General features: G+C 69.7%; 18 protein-coding genes. 7 read left to right on the top strand and 11 right to left on the bottom strand.

Going from position 1 to position 18544, the window contains the following annotated elements:
* The first annotated feature begins 42 nt into the window (after positions 1-42).
* The 3 genes from aroA to bcp are packed head-to-tail and all read left to right on the top strand — an operon-like array spanning position 43 to position 2951.
* Entirely contained in the window at positions 43-1392 is a 1350-nt protein-coding gene (gene aroA, locus AC5JOC_RS13520; protein ID WP_494246565.1) for a 3-phosphoshikimate 1-carboxyvinyltransferase, read from the top strand.
* Between the two features lie 4 nt (positions 1393-1396).
* Positions 1397-2458 (top strand): ribosome small subunit-dependent GTPase A, encoded by a 1062-nt coding sequence (rsgA, locus tag AC5JOC_RS13525; protein WP_079707245.1) that lies wholly within the window; start codon positions 1397-1399, stop codon positions 2456-2458.
* Between the two features lie 13 nt (positions 2459-2471).
* The gene (bcp, locus tag AC5JOC_RS13530) at positions 2472-2951 is read left to right on the top strand and encodes a thioredoxin-dependent thiol peroxidase (RefSeq protein ID WP_192006726.1); all 480 of its coding nucleotides are present in this window, start codon (positions 2472-2474) and stop codon (positions 2949-2951) included.
* A gap of 38 nt (positions 2952-2989) precedes the next feature.
* Here the strand turns inward: bcp and AC5JOC_RS13535 are convergent, their stop codons facing one another.
* Positions 2990-3415, bottom strand: a complete 426-nt coding sequence (locus AC5JOC_RS13535) for a hypothetical protein (protein WP_137243338.1) — start codon at positions 3413-3415, stop codon at positions 2990-2992.
* 193 nt (positions 3416-3608) lie between these two features.
* Between AC5JOC_RS13535 and AC5JOC_RS13540 the strand changes: the two genes are divergently transcribed.
* A complete protein-coding gene (locus AC5JOC_RS13540; protein WP_056012627.1) occupies positions 3609-3857 on the top strand; it encodes a WhiB family transcriptional regulator in 249 nt (82 codons plus the stop codon).
* A 77-nt stretch (positions 3858-3934) separates the two neighbouring features.
* On the opposite strand, the gene AC5JOC_RS13545 is transcribed toward AC5JOC_RS13540, so the two are convergent.
* The 4 genes from AC5JOC_RS13545 to AC5JOC_RS13560 form a co-directional block, all read right to left on the bottom strand.
* Positions 3935-5434 carry a sensor histidine kinase gene (locus AC5JOC_RS13545; RefSeq protein ID WP_079002802.1) on the bottom strand — a complete coding sequence of 500 codons (1500 nt, stop codon included), beginning with the start codon at positions 5432-5434 and terminating at the stop codon, positions 3935-3937.
* A gap of 139 nt (positions 5435-5573) precedes the next feature.
* Positions 5574-5909: a histone-like nucleoid-structuring protein Lsr2 gene (locus tag AC5JOC_RS13550; RefSeq protein ID WP_085513359.1), complete on the bottom strand. Its 336-nt coding sequence runs from the start codon at positions 5907-5909 to the stop codon at positions 5574-5576.
* A 209-nt stretch (positions 5910-6118) separates the two neighbouring features.
* Positions 6119-7384: a CpaE/TadZ family protein gene (locus tag AC5JOC_RS13555; RefSeq protein ID WP_494246566.1), complete on the bottom strand. Its 1266-nt coding sequence runs from the start codon at positions 7382-7384 to the stop codon at positions 6119-6121.
* Positions 7384-8040, bottom strand: coding sequence for a hypothetical protein (locus AC5JOC_RS13560; RefSeq protein WP_139382579.1), 657 nt, complete (start codon positions 8038-8040; stop codon positions 7384-7386). The genes AC5JOC_RS13555 and AC5JOC_RS13560 overlap by 1 nt, the downstream gene beginning before the upstream one ends.
* Positions 8041-8228: 188 nt before the next feature.
* On the opposite strand from AC5JOC_RS13560, the gene AC5JOC_RS13565 reads away from it, so the two are divergent.
* The gene (locus tag AC5JOC_RS13565; protein WP_079707250.1) at positions 8229-8525 is read left to right on the top strand and encodes a helix-turn-helix domain-containing protein; all 297 of its coding nucleotides are present in this window, start codon (positions 8229-8231) and stop codon (positions 8523-8525) included.
* 33 nt (positions 8526-8558) lie between these two features.
* Here the strand turns inward: AC5JOC_RS13565 and AC5JOC_RS13570 are convergent, their stop codons facing one another.
* Positions 8559-9149, bottom strand: a complete 591-nt coding sequence (locus AC5JOC_RS13570) for a hypothetical protein (protein WP_079707251.1) — start codon at positions 9147-9149, stop codon at positions 8559-8561.
* A 147-nt stretch (positions 9150-9296) separates the two neighbouring features.
* Here AC5JOC_RS13570 and AC5JOC_RS13575 point away from each other — a divergent pair, with 147 nt between their 5' ends.
* A complete protein-coding gene (locus AC5JOC_RS13575) occupies positions 9297-9797 on the top strand; it encodes an Rv3235 family protein (protein ID WP_249404928.1) in 501 nt (166 codons plus the stop codon).
* Between the two features lie 94 nt (positions 9798-9891).
* Here AC5JOC_RS13575 and secA read toward each other — a convergent pair whose 3' ends face one another.
* Positions 9892-12720: a preprotein translocase subunit SecA gene (gene secA / locus AC5JOC_RS13580; protein ID WP_494246567.1), complete on the bottom strand. Its 2829-nt coding sequence runs from the start codon at positions 12718-12720 to the stop codon at positions 9892-9894.
* Positions 12721-12946: 226 nt separating this feature from the next.
* Here secA and AC5JOC_RS13585 point away from each other — a divergent pair, with 226 nt between their 5' ends.
* Positions 12947-13567: a PadR family transcriptional regulator gene (locus AC5JOC_RS13585; RefSeq protein WP_079707253.1), complete on the top strand. Its 621-nt coding sequence runs from the start codon at positions 12947-12949 to the stop codon at positions 13565-13567.
* Here the strand turns inward: AC5JOC_RS13585 and hpf are convergent.
* The 4 genes from hpf to mtrB form a co-directional block, all read right to left on the bottom strand.
* Positions 13542-14186 carry a ribosome hibernation-promoting factor, HPF/YfiA family gene (gene hpf / locus AC5JOC_RS13590; RefSeq protein WP_064295235.1) on the bottom strand — a complete coding sequence of 215 codons (645 nt, stop codon included), beginning with the start codon at positions 14184-14186 and terminating at the stop codon, positions 13542-13544. The genes AC5JOC_RS13585 and hpf overlap by 26 nt on opposite strands.
* A gap of 141 nt (positions 14187-14327) precedes the next feature.
* Positions 14328-14957, bottom strand: a complete 630-nt coding sequence (locus tag AC5JOC_RS13595; protein ID WP_494246568.1) for a ComF family protein — start codon at positions 14955-14957, stop codon at positions 14328-14330.
* A 167-nt stretch (positions 14958-15124) separates the two neighbouring features.
* Positions 15125-16858, bottom strand: a complete 1734-nt coding sequence (locus AC5JOC_RS13600; protein WP_159879333.1) for an LpqB family beta-propeller domain-containing protein — start codon at positions 16856-16858, stop codon at positions 15125-15127.
* Positions 16851-18542: an MtrAB system histidine kinase MtrB gene (gene mtrB, locus AC5JOC_RS13605; RefSeq protein WP_079707256.1), complete on the bottom strand. Its 1692-nt coding sequence runs from the start codon at positions 18540-18542 to the stop codon at positions 16851-16853. Before mtrB ends, AC5JOC_RS13600 begins: the two co-directional genes overlap by 8 nt.
* Between the last annotated feature and the right edge of the window lie 2 nt (positions 18543-18544).

The raw sequence follows: 18544 nt of genomic DNA on the forward strand, positions 1-18544 counted from the left end.
GTTCCTCCTTCTGCTCGTCGACCCCGACTACTGTTGGAACCAATGTTGACCAATCCGTATTCCGCACCCGATTTCGACGTGTACGGCGATGCCGAACCCGAGCACGACGACGCCGCCTGGCCGGCGCCCGTCGCGGACGGGCCGGTCGATGCGACCGTGTCCCTCCCGGGCTCGAAATCCCTCACGAACCGCGAGCTCGTCCTGGCCGCCCTGGCCGACGGACCGTCGCTGCTCCGTGCTCCGCTCCACTCGATGGACAGCACCAACATGGTGGAGGCGCTCCGCGCACTCGGGACGACCATCGTCGAGCGCCCGGCCTCGGGCGCGTTCGGCAAGGACTGGCTCGTCACGCCGGGCGAGCTGTTCGGCAGCACGACCGTCGAGTGCGGGCTCGCCGGCACCGTCATGCGGTTCGTCCCGCCGCTGGCCGCGCTCGCCCTCGGACCGACCGTGTTCGACGCCGACCCCTCCGCCAGGAACCGCCCCATGGCGACCATGATCGGCTCGCTGCAGGCGCTCGGTGTCGACATCAGCGACGACGGCCGGAAGGCGCTCCCCTTCACGGTGCACGGCACAGGCGCGGTCGCGGGTGGCAAGCTCACGATCGACGCGTCGTCGTCGAGCCAGTTCGTGTCCGGCCTCCTGCTGGCCGCGGCCCGCTTCGAGCAGGGTCTCCACCTCGTCCACGAGGGCGAGCGCCTGCCGAGCCTGCCGCACATCGAGATGACCATCGCGGCCCTCGCGGCCCGCGGGGTCACCGTGGAACAACCGGCCGTCGGTGAGTGGGTCGTCGCCCCCGGCACGATCGCCGCGCTCGACGTCGACCTCGAGCCCGACCTCTCCAACGCCGCACCGTTCCTCGCCGCGGCGCTCGTCACCGGCGGAAGCGTCACGCTCCGCGGCTGGCCCACCTCCACCACCCAGGTCGGTGCCGACCTGGCGGACCTCCTGCCCCGCTTCGGCGCGACGGTCACCCTGGACGGCGACCGCCTCACCGTCACCGGCGGCGAGCGGATCACCGCGGTCGACCTCGACCTGACCACCGGCGGCGAGCTCGCGCCCGCCCTCACCGCGCTCGCGGCACTCGCCGACGGACCGTCGACCATCACGGGCATCGGGCACATCCGTCACCACGAGACCGACCGCCTCGCGGCCCTCGCGACGGAGATCAACAAGCTCGGGGGCGCCGTCACGGAGCTGCCGGACGGTCTCCGCATCGAGCCGCGCCCCCTCCACGGCGGCGAGTGGTCGAGCTACCACGACCACCGCATGGCGACCACGGGAGCGATCCTCGGTCTCGTCGTGCCCGGGGTCACCATCGAGAACGTCGCCACGACCGCGAAGACGCTCCCACAGTTCACCGAACTGTGGCACGCGATGCTCGGGGGCTGAGCCGATGAGCTGGTGGGACGACGGCGTCGACGACGACGAGCCGGAACTCGACGAGTCGAGCATCAGGATGCGGCCGAACCCGAAGGCGAACCGCCCACGGACGAAGACGCGGCCCGAGCACCTCGATGCACTGACCGCACGCGTCCTCGCGGTCGACCGCGGCCGCTACACCGTGCTCCTCGACGAGGGCACGCCCGAGGAGCGCGTCCTGACGTCGACACGCGCTCGTGAACTCCGCAAGCAGGCCATCGTGACCGGCGACCGGGTCGACGTCGTCGGCGACACCTCGGGTGCCGAGGGCACGCTGTCGCGCATCGTGCGGATCGTGCCGCGCACGACGCTGCTCCGCCGCAGTGGCGACGACACCGACGCCATGGAGCGCGTCGTGGTCGCCAACGCCGACCAGATGCTCATCGTCGTCGCCGCCGCGAACCCCGAGCCTCGGGCCCGACTCGTCGACCGCTACCTCGTCGCCGCCTACGACGCGGGGATCACCCCGATCCTCTGCATCACGAAGACGGACCTCCAGGACCCCGACGAGTTCCTCGCGAACTTCGCCGGGCTCGGCCTGCGCGTGTTCCGCAGCCGGGAGGACGACGTCCCGCTCACCGAGATCACCGAGGCCCTCATCGGCCACGACACGGTCTTCGTCGGCCACTCGGGCGTCGGCAAGTCCACCCTGGTCAACGCCCTCGTCCCGACCGCTGAGCGCGCCACAGGGCATGTGAACGTCGTCACCGGGCGTGGGCGCCACACCTCCTCCTCGACCGTCTCGCTGCGCATCGAGGCGCCCGGAGGGTCCGGGTGGGTCATCGACACCCCGGGCGTCCGCTCGTTCGGTCTCGGACACGTCGACACCGCCAACATCCTGAAGTCGTTCACCGACCTCGCGGAGATCGCCCTCGAGTGCCCGCGTGGCTGCACCCATCTGCCCGACGCGCCCGACTGCGCGATCATCGAGGCCGTCGCCGAGGGACGGCTCGGGGAGAACGGCCCGGCACGCCTCGACTCGCTCCAGCGGCTGCTGGGCACCTTCGCGACGATCAAAGCCGACCAGTACTCCTGACTAGGCTTGGGGTATGCCTGAACCCCTCCGTCTGTCCGCCGGCGACCCGGCCCCCGCGTTCACCCTCACCGACCAGGACGGCGCCAGCGTGTCCCTGTCCGACTTCGCCGGACGACGGGTGATCCTCTACTTCTACCCCGCCGCGATGACGCCCGGCTGCACCACCCAGGCGTGCGACTTCCGCGACAACCTCGCATCGCTCGGCGGTGCCGGGTACGTGGTGCTCGGCGTCTCGAAGGACTCCGTCGAGAAGCTCAAGGCCTTCCAGGAGGAGGACGGGCTCACGTTCCCGCTCCTCAGCGACCCGGAGCTGACGGTCCACCAGGCGTACGGAGCCTACGGTGAGAAGAACTCGTACGGACGTATCGTCACGGGGGTCCTCCGCTCGACGTTCGTCATCGACGAGACGGGCACCCTCACCCTCGCCCGGTACAACGTCAAGGCCACCGGCCACGTGAAGAGCCTCCGCAAGGCCCTCGGCCTCGACGCCTGACGCGTCGCTGCTGGACCATCACGACCGACGCGTCGCGCTCAGATCTCGCGTCGGGTCACGGCGGCGACCGCGGGCGTGAACAGGAGCCCGAGGACGGCCAGCGACGGCAGCAGCAGGAACCACCCGATCGCGGGTTGCGCGAAGACCCCTTGGAACGCGCCGACGGCGACGGCGATCTGCACGAGCTGCCAGGTGACCGCTCCCCCGCGGATCCAGCTCCGTCCGCGGATCGCGCCGAGGGCGAGCGCCGTGACGAACGCCGTTGCGATGAGCAGGATCACGAAGATCGCCAGCGCGCTCGTGAACGAGGCCGGCGTCGCCGCGACCAGCTCGAAGAGGAACCAGGCCGAGAGCCCGATCATGAGCAACGCCTCGGCGACGAGCAGGACGATGAAGGCCAGCACCGCCGGACGACGACGCTCCTCCGGGTTCGGAGCGGAGGCGGCGTTTCGATCGGTACTCACAGGGTTCACCCAAACTTGACTATTGATTTGCTCTTACCGATATGAAACCATGTTTGAGGCCGACATGAGGTCCACGAGGGTGTGGACAGATCCCGAATCCCGGACGATCATCCCCCTCGCATTTCGGCTTTCGCTTCCCGAGACCCCTCACTCGGTTGAAGAAATCTCACCATGCAATAAAAGGAGCTCCCCTATGGATTGGCGCGATAAAGCTGCCTGCCTGACCGTCGACCCGGAATTGTTCTTCCCGGTCGGGAACACCGGTCCGGCGGTCGATCAGATCGACAAGGCGAAGGCCGTGTGCGCCACCTGCAGTGTCACGGAGCTGTGCCTCCAGTACGCGCTCGAGACCGGCCAGGACTCCGGCGTGTGGGGCGGCCTCAGCGAAGACGAGCGTCGCGCCCTCAAGCGTCGCGCTGCTCGCGCTCGCCGCGCCTCCTAGTCGCAGACGAGAACCCCGGGTGCCGAACGGCCCCGGGGTTCTCGCATGTCTGCGGCCGTTCGTGACGGACCAGGACCTCAGCTCTTGGCGACCCAGCGCATCGGGATCGCGATCGTGACCTCGGTTCCGCTCCCCATGAGCGTGTGCCAGTCGATCGTCCCGCCCAGTTCACCCTGGATGAGCGTCCGCACGATCTGGGTGCCGAGACCGGACCCGACCTTCCCCTCCGGGAGCCCCACGCCGTTGTCGCGGACCTGCACGCTCAGCAGCTCGTCCGTGCGGTCGGCCGTGATCTCCACGTCGCCGTCGCGGCCGTTCAGGCCGTGCTCCACCGCGTTGGTGACGAGTTCGGTGAGCGCGAGGGCGAGTGGCGTCGCGTACTCGCTCGGGAGCACGCCGAACGAGCCGGAGGACTTCGGGCGGACCGTGGTGTTGTGCGAGCTCGCCACTTCGGCGATGAGCAGGAGCACGCGCTCGAAGACCTCGTCGAAGTCGACGTTCTGATTGAGCCCCTCGGACAGCGTGTCGTGCACGACCGCGATGGCGGCCACGCGCCGCATGGCCTGCGTGAGGGCGTCGTGGGCGTCCTCCGAGTGCGTCCGCCTGGCCTGGATCCGCAGGAGCGATGCGACGGTCTGGAGGTTGTTCTTCACCCGGTGGTGGATCTCGCGGATCGTCGCGTCCTTGGTGATGAGTTCCTGCTCCTGGTGACGCAGTTCGCTGACGTCGCGGCAGAGCACGATCGCGCCGACCCGCTCGCCGCGGCTCCGCAACGGGATCGCCCGGAGGGAGACCGTCACGCCCTTGTCCTCGATGTCGGTCCGCCACGGCGCCCGACCGGTGACGACGAGTGGCAGGGACTCGTCGACGGTGACGGTCCCCGTCCCGGAGAGCAGATGGGTCGTGACGTCCGCGAGCGACTCGCCCTCGAGTTCCTCGGCGAATCCGATCCGGTTGAAGGCCGAGAGCGCGTTGGGGCTGGCGAAGGTGACGGTGCCGTCGACATCGAGACGGATCAGGCCGTCGCTCGCGCGCGGCGCGCCCCGGCGCGGTCCGGTCGGCGCTCCGAGATCCGGGAAGTCGCCGACCGCGATCATCTCGAACAGGTCGCTCGCGCAGTCGTTGAACGTGAGTTCCTGGCGGCTGGGCGTCCGAGCCTCACCGAGATTGGTGTGGCGGGTGATGACCGCGATCGGTCCGTCGGCATTGGTCGTCTCGGTCGGAGATATCCGCCGGGCGACGGGTACGGCACGAACCCTGGTCGGGGTCTCTTCGTACCAGTCCGGTGCTGACGACTCGATGATCCGTCCACTCTCGAAACAGTCGGTGACCTGCTTGCGCCATTCCTGCTTGATGGATTGCCCGACGAAGTCGCGATAGAAGAGTGTCGCGGCACTCGACGGACGCGAATGCGCGACCGCTATGAAACTGCCGGAATCGGTCGGTACCCAGATGACGATATCGGCGAACGCCAGATCCGCGAGGAGTTGGCTGTCCGCGAGCAGCATGTGCAGCCACTCCACGTCGGCCGCACTGGAGCGGCCCTGGGCGAGAACGAGATCACTGAGCGTCGACACGATTCCAGTCTAGGCTCGGCCGGCCGACACCGAGTGCGCCGAGCGTGCCCTGACGACCACTGGTCAGGCAGGCGTGGAACGGCGACGGCGCTCAGCGGCCCGTGGGGGGCCGCTGAGCGCCGTCGCCGGACGTGATGGGTCAGTTGGCTGCGCGGTAGGCGTCCTGGACCGCCTGAGGGATGCGTCCGCGCGACGACACGGCGTGCCCGTTCTTCGCGGCCCACTCGCGGATCGCGGCGAGGTTCTCGGCGCTGTTGCGGGTGCTGGTGCTCGAGGTGCGGCGCCCACGCTTGACCGGGCGTCCGGCTCCGATGTAGGGCTTCAGCGACTCGCGGAGGTTCTTCGCATTGTCTGCCCCGAGATCGATCTCGTATTCGGTTCCGTCGATCGCGAACCGGACGGTCTCTCCTGCACCGGAAGCGAGTTCGCTGCCGTCGAGATCGTCGATGTATGTGGTGATGACTTTCTGAGCCATGGGGGGTCCTCCTGAAGATATCCGTGGTGGGTCCGACGGTTATCCGATCATATCGAACACCACCAAGCGAATTTGAATACCGACACGATACCGAAGTAATTCATCACCCAACGGATAGCGATGCTTCGGAGAAGAATGCAGATGCATATATCGGCGAGCCAATGCATATTCGGTTGATCGCCCAATTGTATTGAGTGAATCTGTCGAGACTATTCCGCTCGGCGTGACCGACTCCGCGCACGACGCCCGCGTGCTCCACCCGCCGAGCGCCGCGAGCGGTCGCGCACCGGCGCCGGCTCCTGGTCGAGGAGGGTGGACACGAACCGCCGCAACGCGACGGGCAGCGCCCCGCGCGGGGCCTGGTCGCGGAGGCTCCTCCCCGCGATCACCGCGGCGTCCACCACCCGCTGGTCCTCCGGCAGGAGCGCGGCCGCCTCGATCCCGCCGAAGCGGGAGAGCGTGGACGCCAATTGACCGGCCGGGCCGGTACCGAGCGCGACGCCACGCAGCCGGTTCACCACCACCGAGATGCGCGACGGGTCGACGAGTTCGACGAGTTCCGCGTGGCCGCGGAGCAGCCTCGTGACCCCGACCGGGTCTGCCGCACCGACCTCGACCACCCGGTCTGCGGACCCGAGGACGGCGAACGCCGCGCCGTTCCGTCTGGGCGCGAACAGGTCGCTCGAGATCTCCTCGTCCGCCTCCAGGCAGAACGCCGTGTCGATCACGATGTCGTCCATCCACGCCCGGCACCGTTCGATGGTCGTCGCGACGCGTTCGGTCGACAGTTCCGTCCAGCGTGCCGCGCGCGAGATGCCGGTCAGGACCCGGAACGCGCCGGACGGCGACGGATGGACGACCGCGATCCGCTCGAGCTGCTCGATGTCGAGCGCCCCACTTCCGGCCAGTCGGCAGGCCGCGGCGAACCCGGGTGCCTCGTCGAGGAGGCCGAGCATGGCCGCGACGGATGACCCGTAGGTGTCCGCATCGATGAGGACGACCCGGCGGCCGCGCGCAGCGAGCTCACTGGCGATGCCTGCGGCGACGGTGGTCGTGCCGGGCGACCCGGCCGCACCCCACACGGCGATGACCCGCCCTGCGGCCTGGGCGACCGGACGAGGGCTGTCGCCGCCGAGGTCGAGCGGCGCGATGCTCCGATCGAGCTCCTCGGGATCGACCGGCAGGAGGACGATGTCGACGAGACCGAGCCCAGCCGCATGGCGCCGTTCGGACTCGCCGGACGCGAGCGCCACGACCCTCGTGCCCACGCGGTCCGCGAGGTCGATGAGTTCGGCGCGCAGGCGGTCGGCCCCGGGTGACACGAGCAGCACGTCGACGGGCGTACCGGCGCCGACGCGCTCCTCGAGTTCGGCGCCGTCGTGACAGCGCCAGGCGACGCGGTGTCCGAGGTCGAGCATCGTCGCGAGGATCTCACCCTCGACCCGTGGATCGAGGGCGAGTCCGACGCGCAGCATCAGCGTTCGCCGGGCTCGGTGGGGACCACGGACAGTAGGTGCGCCGCCGCCGTCGCCGAGAGCACCGTCGCGACGGCGGAGCGCGGGACCGCGAGCTCGAGGGCGACCGAACCACGACCCGACAGGAGCCCTTCGTCCTCGCCGACCCGGACGACGGTCGCGGCCGAGACCAGCACCTCCGGGACACCGTACCCGTCGCCGTCCGGCGCGGCCGCCCAGAGGTCGACGACGGTCCCCGGCACGATGTCGGCGCCGAGCCGTCCGGCCGGTTCGACGACGAGCGTGGTCACGCCGACGGCGCTCGCCTCGCCGAGCGCGTCGAGCGGCACGAGCTCCCCCGCTGCGATCGTCCGCGTGACGACGATCCCCGGCGGCGGTGCCGCTCCAGCTCCGAGGTACCCGCCCTCGACCGACCCCAGACGTGCGTCGATCACCTGGAGTGAGGAGCGGTCGAGCCGCGTTCCGGGCGTCAGCGTCTCGGACGCCGCATACACCGGGGTCGTCCGACTCGAGGTCGTGACGAGCCACCACACTCCCAGGATCGACGCGACCACCAGCATGAGGCCCACCAGGAAGCGTGGGTCCACCCAGATGCGCGACCGGGACACCTGCCGTCCGCCGACACCATGACGCAGTCCGGCGAGACGGTCGGTCATCCGCTCCCGCCGTCGATTCGCGCTCCTCCCGACTCCGATCCGTGTCCCCGCTCGCTTCCCCGCACCGTCTCCTCCTTCATGGGCACCCCGTGCGCCGCCTCCGGTCCCATGCTGCCCGGGCTCCGGACATCGCGCCGAAGTTATCCACAGCCCGGCGGACGCCGCCCGCGCGAGAGGATAATCGAGGAATGGAATCGCAGCGCGATGCGGCCCCGCTCGGTCGCTTCCTCACCGTCGCCGATACGGCCGAGGTCTTGAACGTCTCGGCCCAGCACGTGGCCGAGCTCATCTCGAGCGGTGAACTGCCCGCCATCCGGATCGGGCGCAGCGGACCGTGGCGCATCGAGTTCCCGGCACTCGAAGCCTTCATCAGCGGTCAGTACGAGGAGGCACGTCGTGCAGGCCTCTGGCACCAGGCCCAGCTCACCGAACTCGCCGAGTTCACCGGCGCCCCGATGCTCCGGCCCGTGCCGCCCCTCGGCTGAGCCCCGGTTCCGGCAAGCGTCCGACGCGCCGCCTCAGGCGGCACGCTCGACGACGACGACCTCAGCGAGCACGATGACGCGGATCTGCTCGATGCTCCGGCTGCGGCGCGGCGACCCTGGCTCGTGGACGGCCAGATCCAGATGGTCGCGGCCCACCCGGTCGACCGTGCCCGTCCAGCTCCCCGTCCGGGTCCGCACGATCACTGCTGCACGGCGTCGGCACAGATCACGGAGCAGGAACGAGACGGTGAGGCGGTCGAGCAGTCGCGGTTCGCGGACCGCGACGTCGTCGAGACTCCAATCGATCTGCGTCTGCGTCATGGCGATCGCCGCGATCGCATCGAGCGGGACGACCACCTCTCGGCCGCCCGGGGTACCGGAATCGGCCTGCAACCAGTCCTTCCCGATGCTCCGGACCCGCAGCCGCCAGGTCGTCCCGTCGACGAGTTCGACGACGAGCGGTCCTGGTGCGTCGGCGTCGCCGCAGAGGGCGACCAGCCGCTCGCGGAGCATGAGACGCCCACGCCGAAGCCGCTCGGCCTCGATGCGGACGGCGTCGTCGTCGACGGCGAGCTCGTCGTCGAGCTGACCGGCGAGATCGTCGAACAGGCTGTCCCAACGCATACGCCGACGGTAGTGCGCAGAGGGCGGCGACGTCCTGCGTTCTCCACAGACCCCTGGTCCTGGACACCAGGGAACTGACATGATGAGTGTGACATGTCAGATTCTGGTCGCCCGACTCGTGGCGGCCGCTCACCCCTCGGAGGCCCCATGAGCACCGTTGCCCGGCACGACGACGACGAGCCCGAAGCACGCACGGCTCGCCTCCGGCCGGCGCCTCCGCTCCCCGAGCGACGCACGCCGGAGATGCGGGCGGCGGCGCGCACCGGCGCTGACGACTACTTCGCGCCGCAGCCGGCGCCCCGAGCCGAACTCCCTGATCCGCGACCACTGCTCGAGAACCTCACGCGGAGCGTGATCGAGGTGATCGCCGGAGCCCGCGACCTCACACAGCTCGCGCGGTGGATCACCGCCGACGTGCACACCGTCCTGCTGAAGCGCGTGATCCTCGCCGAACGGGCACGACGCGTCCGCGGTGTCCCGGGCACCGTCCCGGTCGTCTCCATCGGCACCGTGACCGTCTCCGAGCCACGCGACGGCGTCGTCGAGTCCGTGGTCATCGTCCACGGACGAGCACGGTCCCGAGCCGTGGCCATCCGGCTGGAGGGCTTGGACGGCCGCTGGCGGGCGACCTCGGTGAGCGTGCTCTGACCGCCGCTGCACATCCGCCCGCAACCGACAGACGGGAGCCCTCCGAACCGATGTCACCATGGTCCGGAGGGCTCCCGTTCGTTCCGGCGTGGGCCTACTTCTTCTTGCCCTGCTTCCGACGGTCCGAACGGTTGCTCGGAGCAGCCGCAGGCGCCTCGGACTGCTGACCGAAAGCCCCGCGCGACGCCTTCGCGGCCGGGGCGGCCTTCGTCGCCGCAGCCGCATCGCCGGCGGGACGGTTCGTCTGCTGGAGCCGCTGTGCGCGTTCGGTGGCCGCCTTCTCGATCTGCCCGCGCTGGTTGCGGACCTCGACCCCACCCTGCTCACTCGGAGCGGAGTAACTGAGCTTCTCGGTGTCGGGGGTCTCCTGTGTCAGGCCCTTGGCCGTGATCGCCGGTGCAGCGGTGCCCGCATCGACCTCGCCGGCGACCTCGACCTCGAGGTTGAAGAGGAAGCCGACGCTCTCCTCGCGGATCTGCCCCATCATCTGCTGGAACATCGCGTAGCCCTCGCGCTGGTACTCGACCAGCGGGTCGCGCTGCGCCATGGCCCGCAGACCGATGCCGTCCTTCAGGTAGTCCATCTCGTACAGGTGGTCGCGCCAGCGGCGGTCGATCACCTGGAGGACGACGCGGCGCTCGAGTTCGCGCATCGCCGGGGCACCGAGCGACTCCTCGCGGTTGGTGTACGCGAGCTTGGCGTCGGAGAGGATCTCGCGGCGCATGAAGTCGCGGTTGATCCGCCCCTTCGTCCCCGCCTCCTGGACGACCTCGTCGATCGTCAGGCCGACGGGGTAGAGCGTCTTCAGCTCGGCCCAGAGTGCGTCGAAGTCCCAGTCGTCGCCGTTGCCCTCGCCGGTGTGCTCGTCGAGGACGTCGTCGACGACGCTCTCCAGGAACTGCTGTGCGCGATCGTGGAGGTCGTCGCCCTCGAGGATGTGGCGGCGGTCGGAGTAGATCGCCTCGCGCTGCCGGTTGAGGACGTCGTCGTACTTGAGCACGTTCTTGCGGATCTCCGCGTTCCGCGCCTCGACCTGCGACTGGGCGCTGCGGATCGCGCGGCTGACGATCTTCGACTCGATCGCGAGGTCGTCCGGCACGTTCTGGCGCCCCATGAGGCTCTCCGCGGCTCCGGCGTTGAAGAGGCGCATGAGGTCGTCGGTGAGGGACAGGTAGAACCGGCTCTCGCCGGGGTCGCCCTGACGGCCGGAGCGACCGCGCAGCTGGTTGTCGATGCGGCGCGACTCGTGGCGCTCGGTACCGAGGACGTAGAGTCCGCCGGCGTCGATGACCTTGTCGGCCTCCTCCTTGACCGCGGCCTTCACCTCGGTGAAGACCTCGTCCCACGCGGCCTCGTACTCCTCGGGGGTGTCGATCGGGCTGAGACCCTTGGCGTTCATCTCCGCGACGGCGAGGAACTCGGCGTTGCCGCCGAGCATGATGTCGGTTCCACGACCGGCCATGTTGGTGGCGACGGTGACCGAGCCGAGTCGACCGGCCTGGGCGATGATCGCGGCCTCACGCGCGTGGTTCTTCGCGTTGAGGACCTCGTGCTTGACGCCCTTCTTGGCGAGGAGCCTCGACAGGTACTCGCTCTTCTCGACGCTCGTCGTGCCGACGAGGACCGGCTGGCCCTGCTCGTGGCGCTCGACGATGTCCTCGACGACCTGCGCGAACTTCGCCTCCTCGTTCTTGTACACGAGGTCCGACTGGTCGATGCGCTGCATCGGGCGGTTGGTCGGGATCGGGACGACGCCGAGCTTGTACGTCGACATGAACTCCGCCGCCTCGGTCTCGGCCGTACCGGTCATACCGGACAGCTTCTCGTAGAGACGGAAGTAGTTCTGGAGCGTCACGGTCGCGAGGGTCTGGTTCTCGGCCTGGACGGCCACGCCCTCCTTGGCCTCGATCGCCTGGTGGATGCCCTCGTTGTAGCGACGTCCGACCAGGATGCGCCCGGTGTGCTCGTCGACGATGAGCACCTCGCCGTTCATCACGACGTAGTCCTTGTCCTTCTTGAAGAGCGCGCGGGCCTTGATCGCGTTGTTCAGGAAGGAGATGAGCGGGGTGTTGGCGGACTCGTAGAGGTTGTCGATGCCGAGGTAGTCCTCGACCTTCTCGATGCCGGGCTCGAGCACGCCGACGGTGCGCTTCTTCTCGTCGACCTCGAAGTCCTCACCGGGCTCGAGTCGCACCGCGAGCCGGGCGAACTCCTGGAACCAGCGGTTCGCCTCGCCGGAGGCCTTCCCGGAGATGATGAGCGGGGTCCGTGCCTCGTCGATGAGGATGGAGTCGACCTCGTCGACCACGGCGAAGAAGTGACCGCGCTGGACCATGTCCTTGGCCTGCCACGCCATGTTGTCGCGGAGGTAGTCGAACCCGAACTGGTTGTTCGTGCCGTAGGTGATGTCGGCCGCATACTGCTCGCGGCGCTGCTCCGGCGTCTGACCCTCGACGATCACGCCGGTCGTCATGCCGAGCGCGCGGAAGACGCGCCCCATGATCTCCGACTGGTACGACGCGAGGTAGTCGTTCACCGTGACGATGTGCACGCCCTTGCCGGCGATGGCGTTGAGGTAGGCCGGGAGGGTCGCGACGAGCGTCTTGCCCTCACCGGTCTTCATCTCGGCGATGTTGCCGAGGTGCAGCGCGGCGCCACCCATGATCTGGACGTCGAAGTGGCGCATGCCGATCGTGCGGCGTGCAGCTTCGCGCACCGCGGCGAAGGCTTCGGGGAGGAGGTCGTCGAGGGTCTCGCCGTTCTCGAAGCGCTCGCGCAGCTCGACGGTCTCGCTCTTCAGCTCCTCGTCGCTCAACTCCGTGAAGTCGTCCTCGAGGGCATTGACCGCCTTCGTGAGGCTGGTCAGCTTCCGGAGGATGCGACCTTCGCCGACGCGAAGGATCTTCTCAAGTGGTGAGGCCACGAATTGCTCTCCATTACGTGTTCCTGATCTCCGTCCTGGTCGACTGACCGGGACGGACGGGGTGCACCAGAACGGGGCAGTCCTCTGAACATGTTAGCGGGGAGTCCCTTGAGTGGACGCTGTGTATCGAGGGGCGGACGGATGTCGACGGAGCGCCGCCGCAGCGCGGGACGGACGGGTCACTAGGCTGGCGACACCTACGGCGTAGGTATTTCATGGAGGTTCGATGTCGGTCAAGCACGGTCTGCTCGCGATCCTCGCGCTCGGCGACGACTACGGGTACCGTCTGCGCGGTGAGTTCGACCGGCGGACGACACCCGACACACCGCTCAACGTCGGCCAGGCCTATGCGACCCTCGATCGTCTCGAGCGGGACAGGCTCGTCGAGCGGGCCGCCGTGGATGCGCAGGGGCATGTCTTCTACCGCATCACCGCCGACGGGCGCGACGTCCTCGAACGCTGGTGGGCGACACCCGTCACGGCGAGCGCTTCGCGAGACGAACTCCCGAACAAGGTCGCCCTCGCGGCGTCACTCGACGGCGTCGACGTGTTCGGGGTCATCGCCGTCCAACGCGCGTGGGCGCTCGATCTCGTGCAGCAGCTCGACGAGGATCTGTCGACGCTCCCCCCGACGCCGCAGGGTGACATCGCGTGGATCGGGCTCGAAGCCAGACGGCGACGCTCCCTGGCCGAGCTCGACTGGCTCGAGGTGACCTCGGCACGCCTGCGGGTACACGACGCCGTCTTCGACGTCGCCACCGACATGCCACGACGCGGCCGCCCGGCGAACCGGGCGACCGCGTCGGTCGGGGTGCAGGACGCTAGTTCGAGCCGTCCTCGAGGCTGATCACGCCGTAGTCCCAGCCCTTGCGGCGGTACACGACGCTCGCCCGCTCCGACGAGGCGTCGATGAACAGGAAGAAGTCGTGGCCGACGAGTTCCATGCGGTCGACGGCGTCCTCGACGCTCATCCACTCCGCGGGGAACTCCTTCGTGCGGATGACGACGGGCGAGTACGCCTCCTGCTCCTCGTCCTCGTGGGTCAGCGTCGCGACGCTGCCGGTCGCGACCTGCTCGAGCAGCTCCGGCGCGGCAGGAGTGATGTCGACGCCGCTGAACCCCTCGCTGCTGGCGGCGTGCAGGGAGGTGCGGTGCTTGCCGCGGTGCTCCTTCTTGCGGTCCTTCGAGCGGCGGACGCGCTCGAGCATCCGCGCGATCGCGAGATCGAAGGCCACGTACTTGTCGGAGCCGGTCGACTCCGCACGGACCAATGGTCCGGGGCCGACGAGCGTCAGCTCGACGCGGTCCTCGCCCTTGCGTCCGTTGGCGTCGTGATGGCGGGACACCTTGATGTCGAGCGACTGCGCCTGCTCGACCAGATGGGCGACCTTCTCCGCCTTCTCGGTCGCGTACTCGCGGAACCGATCGGTGATGCCGAGTCCAAGTCCGACGATGTTGATATCCACGTTCGACCTCCTCATCCGGCTGACCACCCGGTCCCGGGCGGTCCTTTCACGCCGTTCTGCAACCGTAGTGCCCGAGCCTGCGGAAGTCATCAGCGGTGTTCAGGGAACGTTCATCTTCCGGCCTCGTGACCCGCCGTCCGTTCACGGTCCGACCCTGGCGAGGGCCACGACACCGACGACGAGGCCACCGCCGTCGTGCATCGCCCGGACCGCTTCCCCGACGGTGGCGCCCGTCGTGACGACGTCCTCCACGAGCAGGAAGCGGCGCCCGTCGAGCCGCCGTGGCGCGACCAGGGCCTCGGCGAGGTTCTCGAGACGCTCCGCCCGGCCGAAGTCCCGCTGGTCGGCGGGCTCCCGCGCCCATCGCAGCGGGCGCGACGGTCTGGCGCCGAGCCGGCGCACGAGCTGCTCCACCGGGTGGAAGCCCCGATCGCGGGCGGCGCGTCGTCTGGCCGGGATCGTCGCGATCTCCGGCGAGACGCCGCCCATCGCCCGGCTCGCCTCGAGCACGGCGGACCGGAACGCCGGTTCGAGTGCGGCGGCCAGCGGTCGGACGAGGCCGGTCCGGGCATCCTCCTTGTAGGCGAGGAGGATGGCGCCGACGAACTCGTCGTAGCGACGGGCGGCGAGACCGGGGGTGCCGTCCGCACCGTTCCACCGCACGAAGTGGGCGTCGTCGTCGGGGGCCGCCGGTCGGACCAGACGCCCGCGGCAGTCGTCGCACAGCCCGCGGTCCGGCGCACCGCATCCGGCGCACGTGACCGGGACCACGAGGGCCCATGCGTCCAGGCAGGCCTCGCGGGCATGAGCGAGGGGCGTGCTTCGACTCGACGAGGATCGCATCATCCGATGGTCGCGCCCACGCGGCGCGTCCGGTGGCGCATCGTCCGAGACGCAGACGGCTCCGGCACTCCGAACGCGCTGTGGAGCGCGTTCACTCAGTCGGGCGACCCCAGCTGGGTCGCGATGAACCGGACGTCGCTGCCCGCCTCCTGCCAGCTCGACCCACGGGGCAACAGCAGCCGACCGTCACTCGTGAGGGCCCGCAGTTGCGTCGGTCCGTTGCCCCCGACCAGGTTCGTGACGTCCGCGAGCTTCGGCACGGGCGCGGAGCGGCCGCCGATCTGCTGCGTGACGATCGTCGTCCCGTCACCGCCGCCCAGCAGGACGGCGACGGTGATGTCGTCGACCCAGGTGACGGTCGTCGCCTCCGTGGACATGACGCGGAGCTCGACGGGATCGCCGAGTCGCAACGGCGCGTTCCGGTCACCGCGGATGATCGCGGCGGCCACGAGCCGCGACTGCGTCCCGTCCCGGAGCAGCGCGACGAGGCGCGTACCCTCCCGGGACACCTGGATCGAATCGATCGTGGACGCGCCGGTCCAACTCGTCGCGACCTGCACCGTGCCACCCGCGGCGTCGTGCGCGAGCAGCGCGGACGGCGCCGCCGCCGGCACGGTCCAGGTGAAGCCGAACGGGTCCATCGTCGGCGGGAGGAGTCCCGGGCGGTTGTCGACGAGCCGGATGTCGCCGTCGGCCTGGATCACCGTGACACCGGCGGCGGAACGGACCGCGGCCTGGTCATGGTCGGCGGACAACACGGCCGCGTCGGCCCCGGCCGCCACGACCGCCGTCGAGATCCCCGGCACGGCCTCGAGCCGGTTCCCCGAGGCGAAGCCGAACTCGTCCCCGCGCTGGACGAGCGCCCGGGGGTCGACCCGCGGTGCGGCGAGCGACAGCGGCGAGACCGTCTGCGTGGAGTTGCCGACGACGGTGATCGCGACGTTCGAGACGGCGGCCACCCCGCCGACGCTGCCGGACAGCTGCACGAGGCTGCTGCTCAGCTGGAGCTGCATCCGCTGGAGCGTGACGGCGTCCGCCTGCAGGGCCGGTTTGGTCAGGTCCACGCGCGCGGTCCCGGCCTCGACCGGAACGGCGTCGCTCGTGAGCGAGGTCCCCTCGGGGAACGCCGTCGCCACCGCGCCCTTCAGCCACTCCGCCGGTCCGTCGAGCAGCGCCCCCACGATCCTCGTCGCGGTCGACGCCCGCGAGGGGAACCAACGCTGGTCGGGGACGAGTCGGGTGAAACTCGGGTCGAAGTAGCTCAGTGAGTAGGCCGCGAAGACGTCGGCGAAGGTCGATGACTCGAGGACGATGCCCGGCGGAGCGGCCGCGATCCGCCACTCCCCCCGCACCTGCTCGAAGGAGTAGGTCCAGCTCAGCGGCGACGAGTTCCCCGATTCGCGGTACTCACCCCGGTCGTCGACCGCCGCGACGGGGCTGACGGTGAGTTGCACCGTGTCGGCGACCGGGGCGAACGTGCGGCCGCCCTGGTCGATGGTCACTCCGGCGTCGGGATCCCAGTCGGACCGGAGCGCCGGTGCGAGGAACTCGCGCGCGATCTCGTAGTTGTTCTGCGGGCTCGCGGCGGCGTCGATGAAGCCCCGGAGGATCTGCTCCGGCGTCGCCCCCTCGGCGGGGCCCGGCGCGATGAAGTTGACGTCGACGTCGCCGCCGTCCCCCTCGACCGTTCCGCCGTCCTGCACGGAACCGCCCCGCGGGATGCCCACGCAGGCGCTGAGCACCACCACGAGGAGCATCGGCAGCGCCGCCGCAGCGATCCGACGTACTGCGGATCGTCGTCTCGGCGATCGTGCGGGGACGTCAACCACGAGCATCCTCCTTGTCGTCGTCGGCCGATCGCACGGTCGGGAGTGAGCGGGTCGTCGGCGCGGTGAGCTCGTCGACGATGGACTCGATCGCATCGTCGGGCGGCAGGCTGATGGGCGAGCGGACGATCTCCGTCCCGGGTTCGCGTGGGATGGTGAGGCGGAAGGACGAGCCGGCGGCGGGCTCCGACCAGACCTCCAGCCACCCCTCGTGCAGGACCGCGTCCTCGAGGGAGATCGCGAGTCCGAGCCCGGTGCCGCCGATGGTGCGCTTGCGGGACGGGTCCGCGCGCCAGAAGCGGTCGAACACGCGCTCGGTGGCCTCACGCGTCATGCCCTGGCCGTAGTCGCGCACCGCGATCGCGACCGAGGACTCGTTGCTGTCCACCGACACCACGATCGGTTTGCCCTCGCCGTGCTCGATGGCGTTGCCGACGAGGTTGCGCACGATCCGCCGGATCCGCCTCGGGTCCATCGGGACCGCCGAGTAGCCACCCGGTGCGACGATCCGGAGGTCCGAACCGGTCGGCTCCGCGAGCGGTCGGAGCTCCTCCACGACCTCCTCCGCGAGATGGACGAGACTCGTCGGTTCCAGTTCGAGTTCGATGCTCCCGGCGTCGTAGCGGCTGATCTCCAGCAGATCGGCCAGCAGGATCTCGAACCGCCCGACCTGATCGTGGAGGAGCTCGGCCGTCCGCTCGGTGGCCGGTGGGAAGGAGTCGCGCTGGTCGTAGAGCACGTCGCCGGCCAGGCGGATGGTCGTCAGAGGTGTGCGCAGCTCGTGTGAGACGTCCGACACGAACCGCTGCTGCACGAGCGAGAGGTCCGCGAGTTCCTTGATCTGCTTCTGCATGCTGGCGGCCATCCCGTTGAAGGAGCGGGCGAGGATGGCGAGCTCGTCCTCGCCCTTCTCGGGCATCCGCACGTCCAGGTCGCCGCCGGCCAGACGTTGACTCGTCTCGGCGGCGAACCGGATCGGTGTCGCGACGAAGCGGACGATGAACCACGCGGCACCACCGACGAGGATCATGAGGCCGACGCCCGCGAGGAAGAGGGTCCGTTGGACGAAGCCGAGCGTCTGCTCCGAGTCGCTCAGGTCGTAACCCAGGTAGATCTCGTATGACCCCGCGGTCGGCATCGACACCATGGAACCGACGACGATGCCGGCGGTGGTCGAGCCGTCGGCGGCCGTGAGGGTCACCGACTGCCACTGGAGGGTGTCCGGGTCGGCCCGGACCGCCTCGCTGAGCGCGTCCGAGATGACGCCCCCTCCCAGCCCCGGCGACTCGAAGCCCGGAGGCGTGACCTGACTGGGGTCCTGCCCGGGCGCCCGGTAGGCGGCGATGAGACTGCTGCCGGAGGTCGTCTGGAGATCGGTCCGGACGGTCCCCATGAGCTGCTGGAGGGCGACGCGCTCGCTGGCGTCGGACGCGTCGAGGATGCTCTGCGCGGACGCGATGGCACGACCGGAGCCGCCGAGCGCCTGCTGCAGTCGGGATTGGAAGAGATCGTTGCCGATGCTGAACGAGAGGTAGGCACCGGTCAGGAGGATGGCGAGTCCCGAGAGGCCGACCGTGATGGCGACCGTCCGGAACTGCAGCGAGCGCCGCCACTGCGAGCGCACCTGCTGCGGCCACCTCCGCCACAGCCGCCAGTCGGCCGCCCAGCCGGCGAGTCGGGAGGCCATGT

It is taken from the genome of Plantibacter sp. (assembly GCF_059073635.1).

What these genes read in the sequence shown, in the direction of transcription:
- aroA (WP_494246565.1), top strand. Translation starts at nt 43, where the DNA reads ATGTTGACCAATCCGTATTCCGCACCCGATTTCGACGTGTACGGCGAT.
- rsgA (WP_079707245.1), top strand. Translation starts at nt 1,397, where the DNA reads ATGAGCTGGTGGGACGACGGCGTCGACGACGACGAGCCGGAACTCGAC.
- bcp (WP_192006726.1), top strand. Translation starts at nt 2,472, where the DNA reads ATGCCTGAACCCCTCCGTCTGTCCGCCGGCGACCCGGCCCCCGCGTTC.
- AC5JOC_RS13540 (WP_056012627.1), top strand. Translation starts at nt 3,609, where the DNA reads ATGGATTGGCGCGATAAAGCTGCCTGCCTGACCGTCGACCCGGAATTG.
- AC5JOC_RS13550 (WP_085513359.1), bottom strand. Translation starts at nt 5,909, where the DNA reads ATGGCTCAGAAAGTCATCACCACATACATCGACGATCTCGACGGCAGC.
- AC5JOC_RS13555 (WP_494246566.1), bottom strand. Translation starts at nt 7,384, where the DNA reads ATGCTGCGCGTCGGACTCGCCCTCGATCCACGGGTCGAGGGTGAGATC.
- AC5JOC_RS13560 (WP_139382579.1), bottom strand. Translation starts at nt 8,040, where the DNA reads ATGACCGACCGTCTCGCCGGACTGCGTCATGGTGTCGGCGGACGGCAG.
- AC5JOC_RS13565 (WP_079707250.1), top strand. Translation starts at nt 8,229, where the DNA reads ATGGAATCGCAGCGCGATGCGGCCCCGCTCGGTCGCTTCCTCACCGTC.
- AC5JOC_RS13570 (WP_079707251.1), bottom strand. Translation starts at nt 9,149, where the DNA reads ATGCGTTGGGACAGCCTGTTCGACGATCTCGCCGGTCAGCTCGACGAC.
- AC5JOC_RS13575 (WP_249404928.1), top strand. Translation starts at nt 9,297, where the DNA reads ATGAGCACCGTTGCCCGGCACGACGACGACGAGCCCGAAGCACGCACG.
- AC5JOC_RS13585 (WP_079707253.1), top strand. Translation starts at nt 12,947, where the DNA reads ATGTCGGTCAAGCACGGTCTGCTCGCGATCCTCGCGCTCGGCGACGAC.
- mtrB (WP_079707256.1), bottom strand. Translation starts at nt 18,542, where the DNA reads ATGGCCTCCCGACTCGCCGGCTGGGCGGCCGACTGGCGGCTGTGGCGG.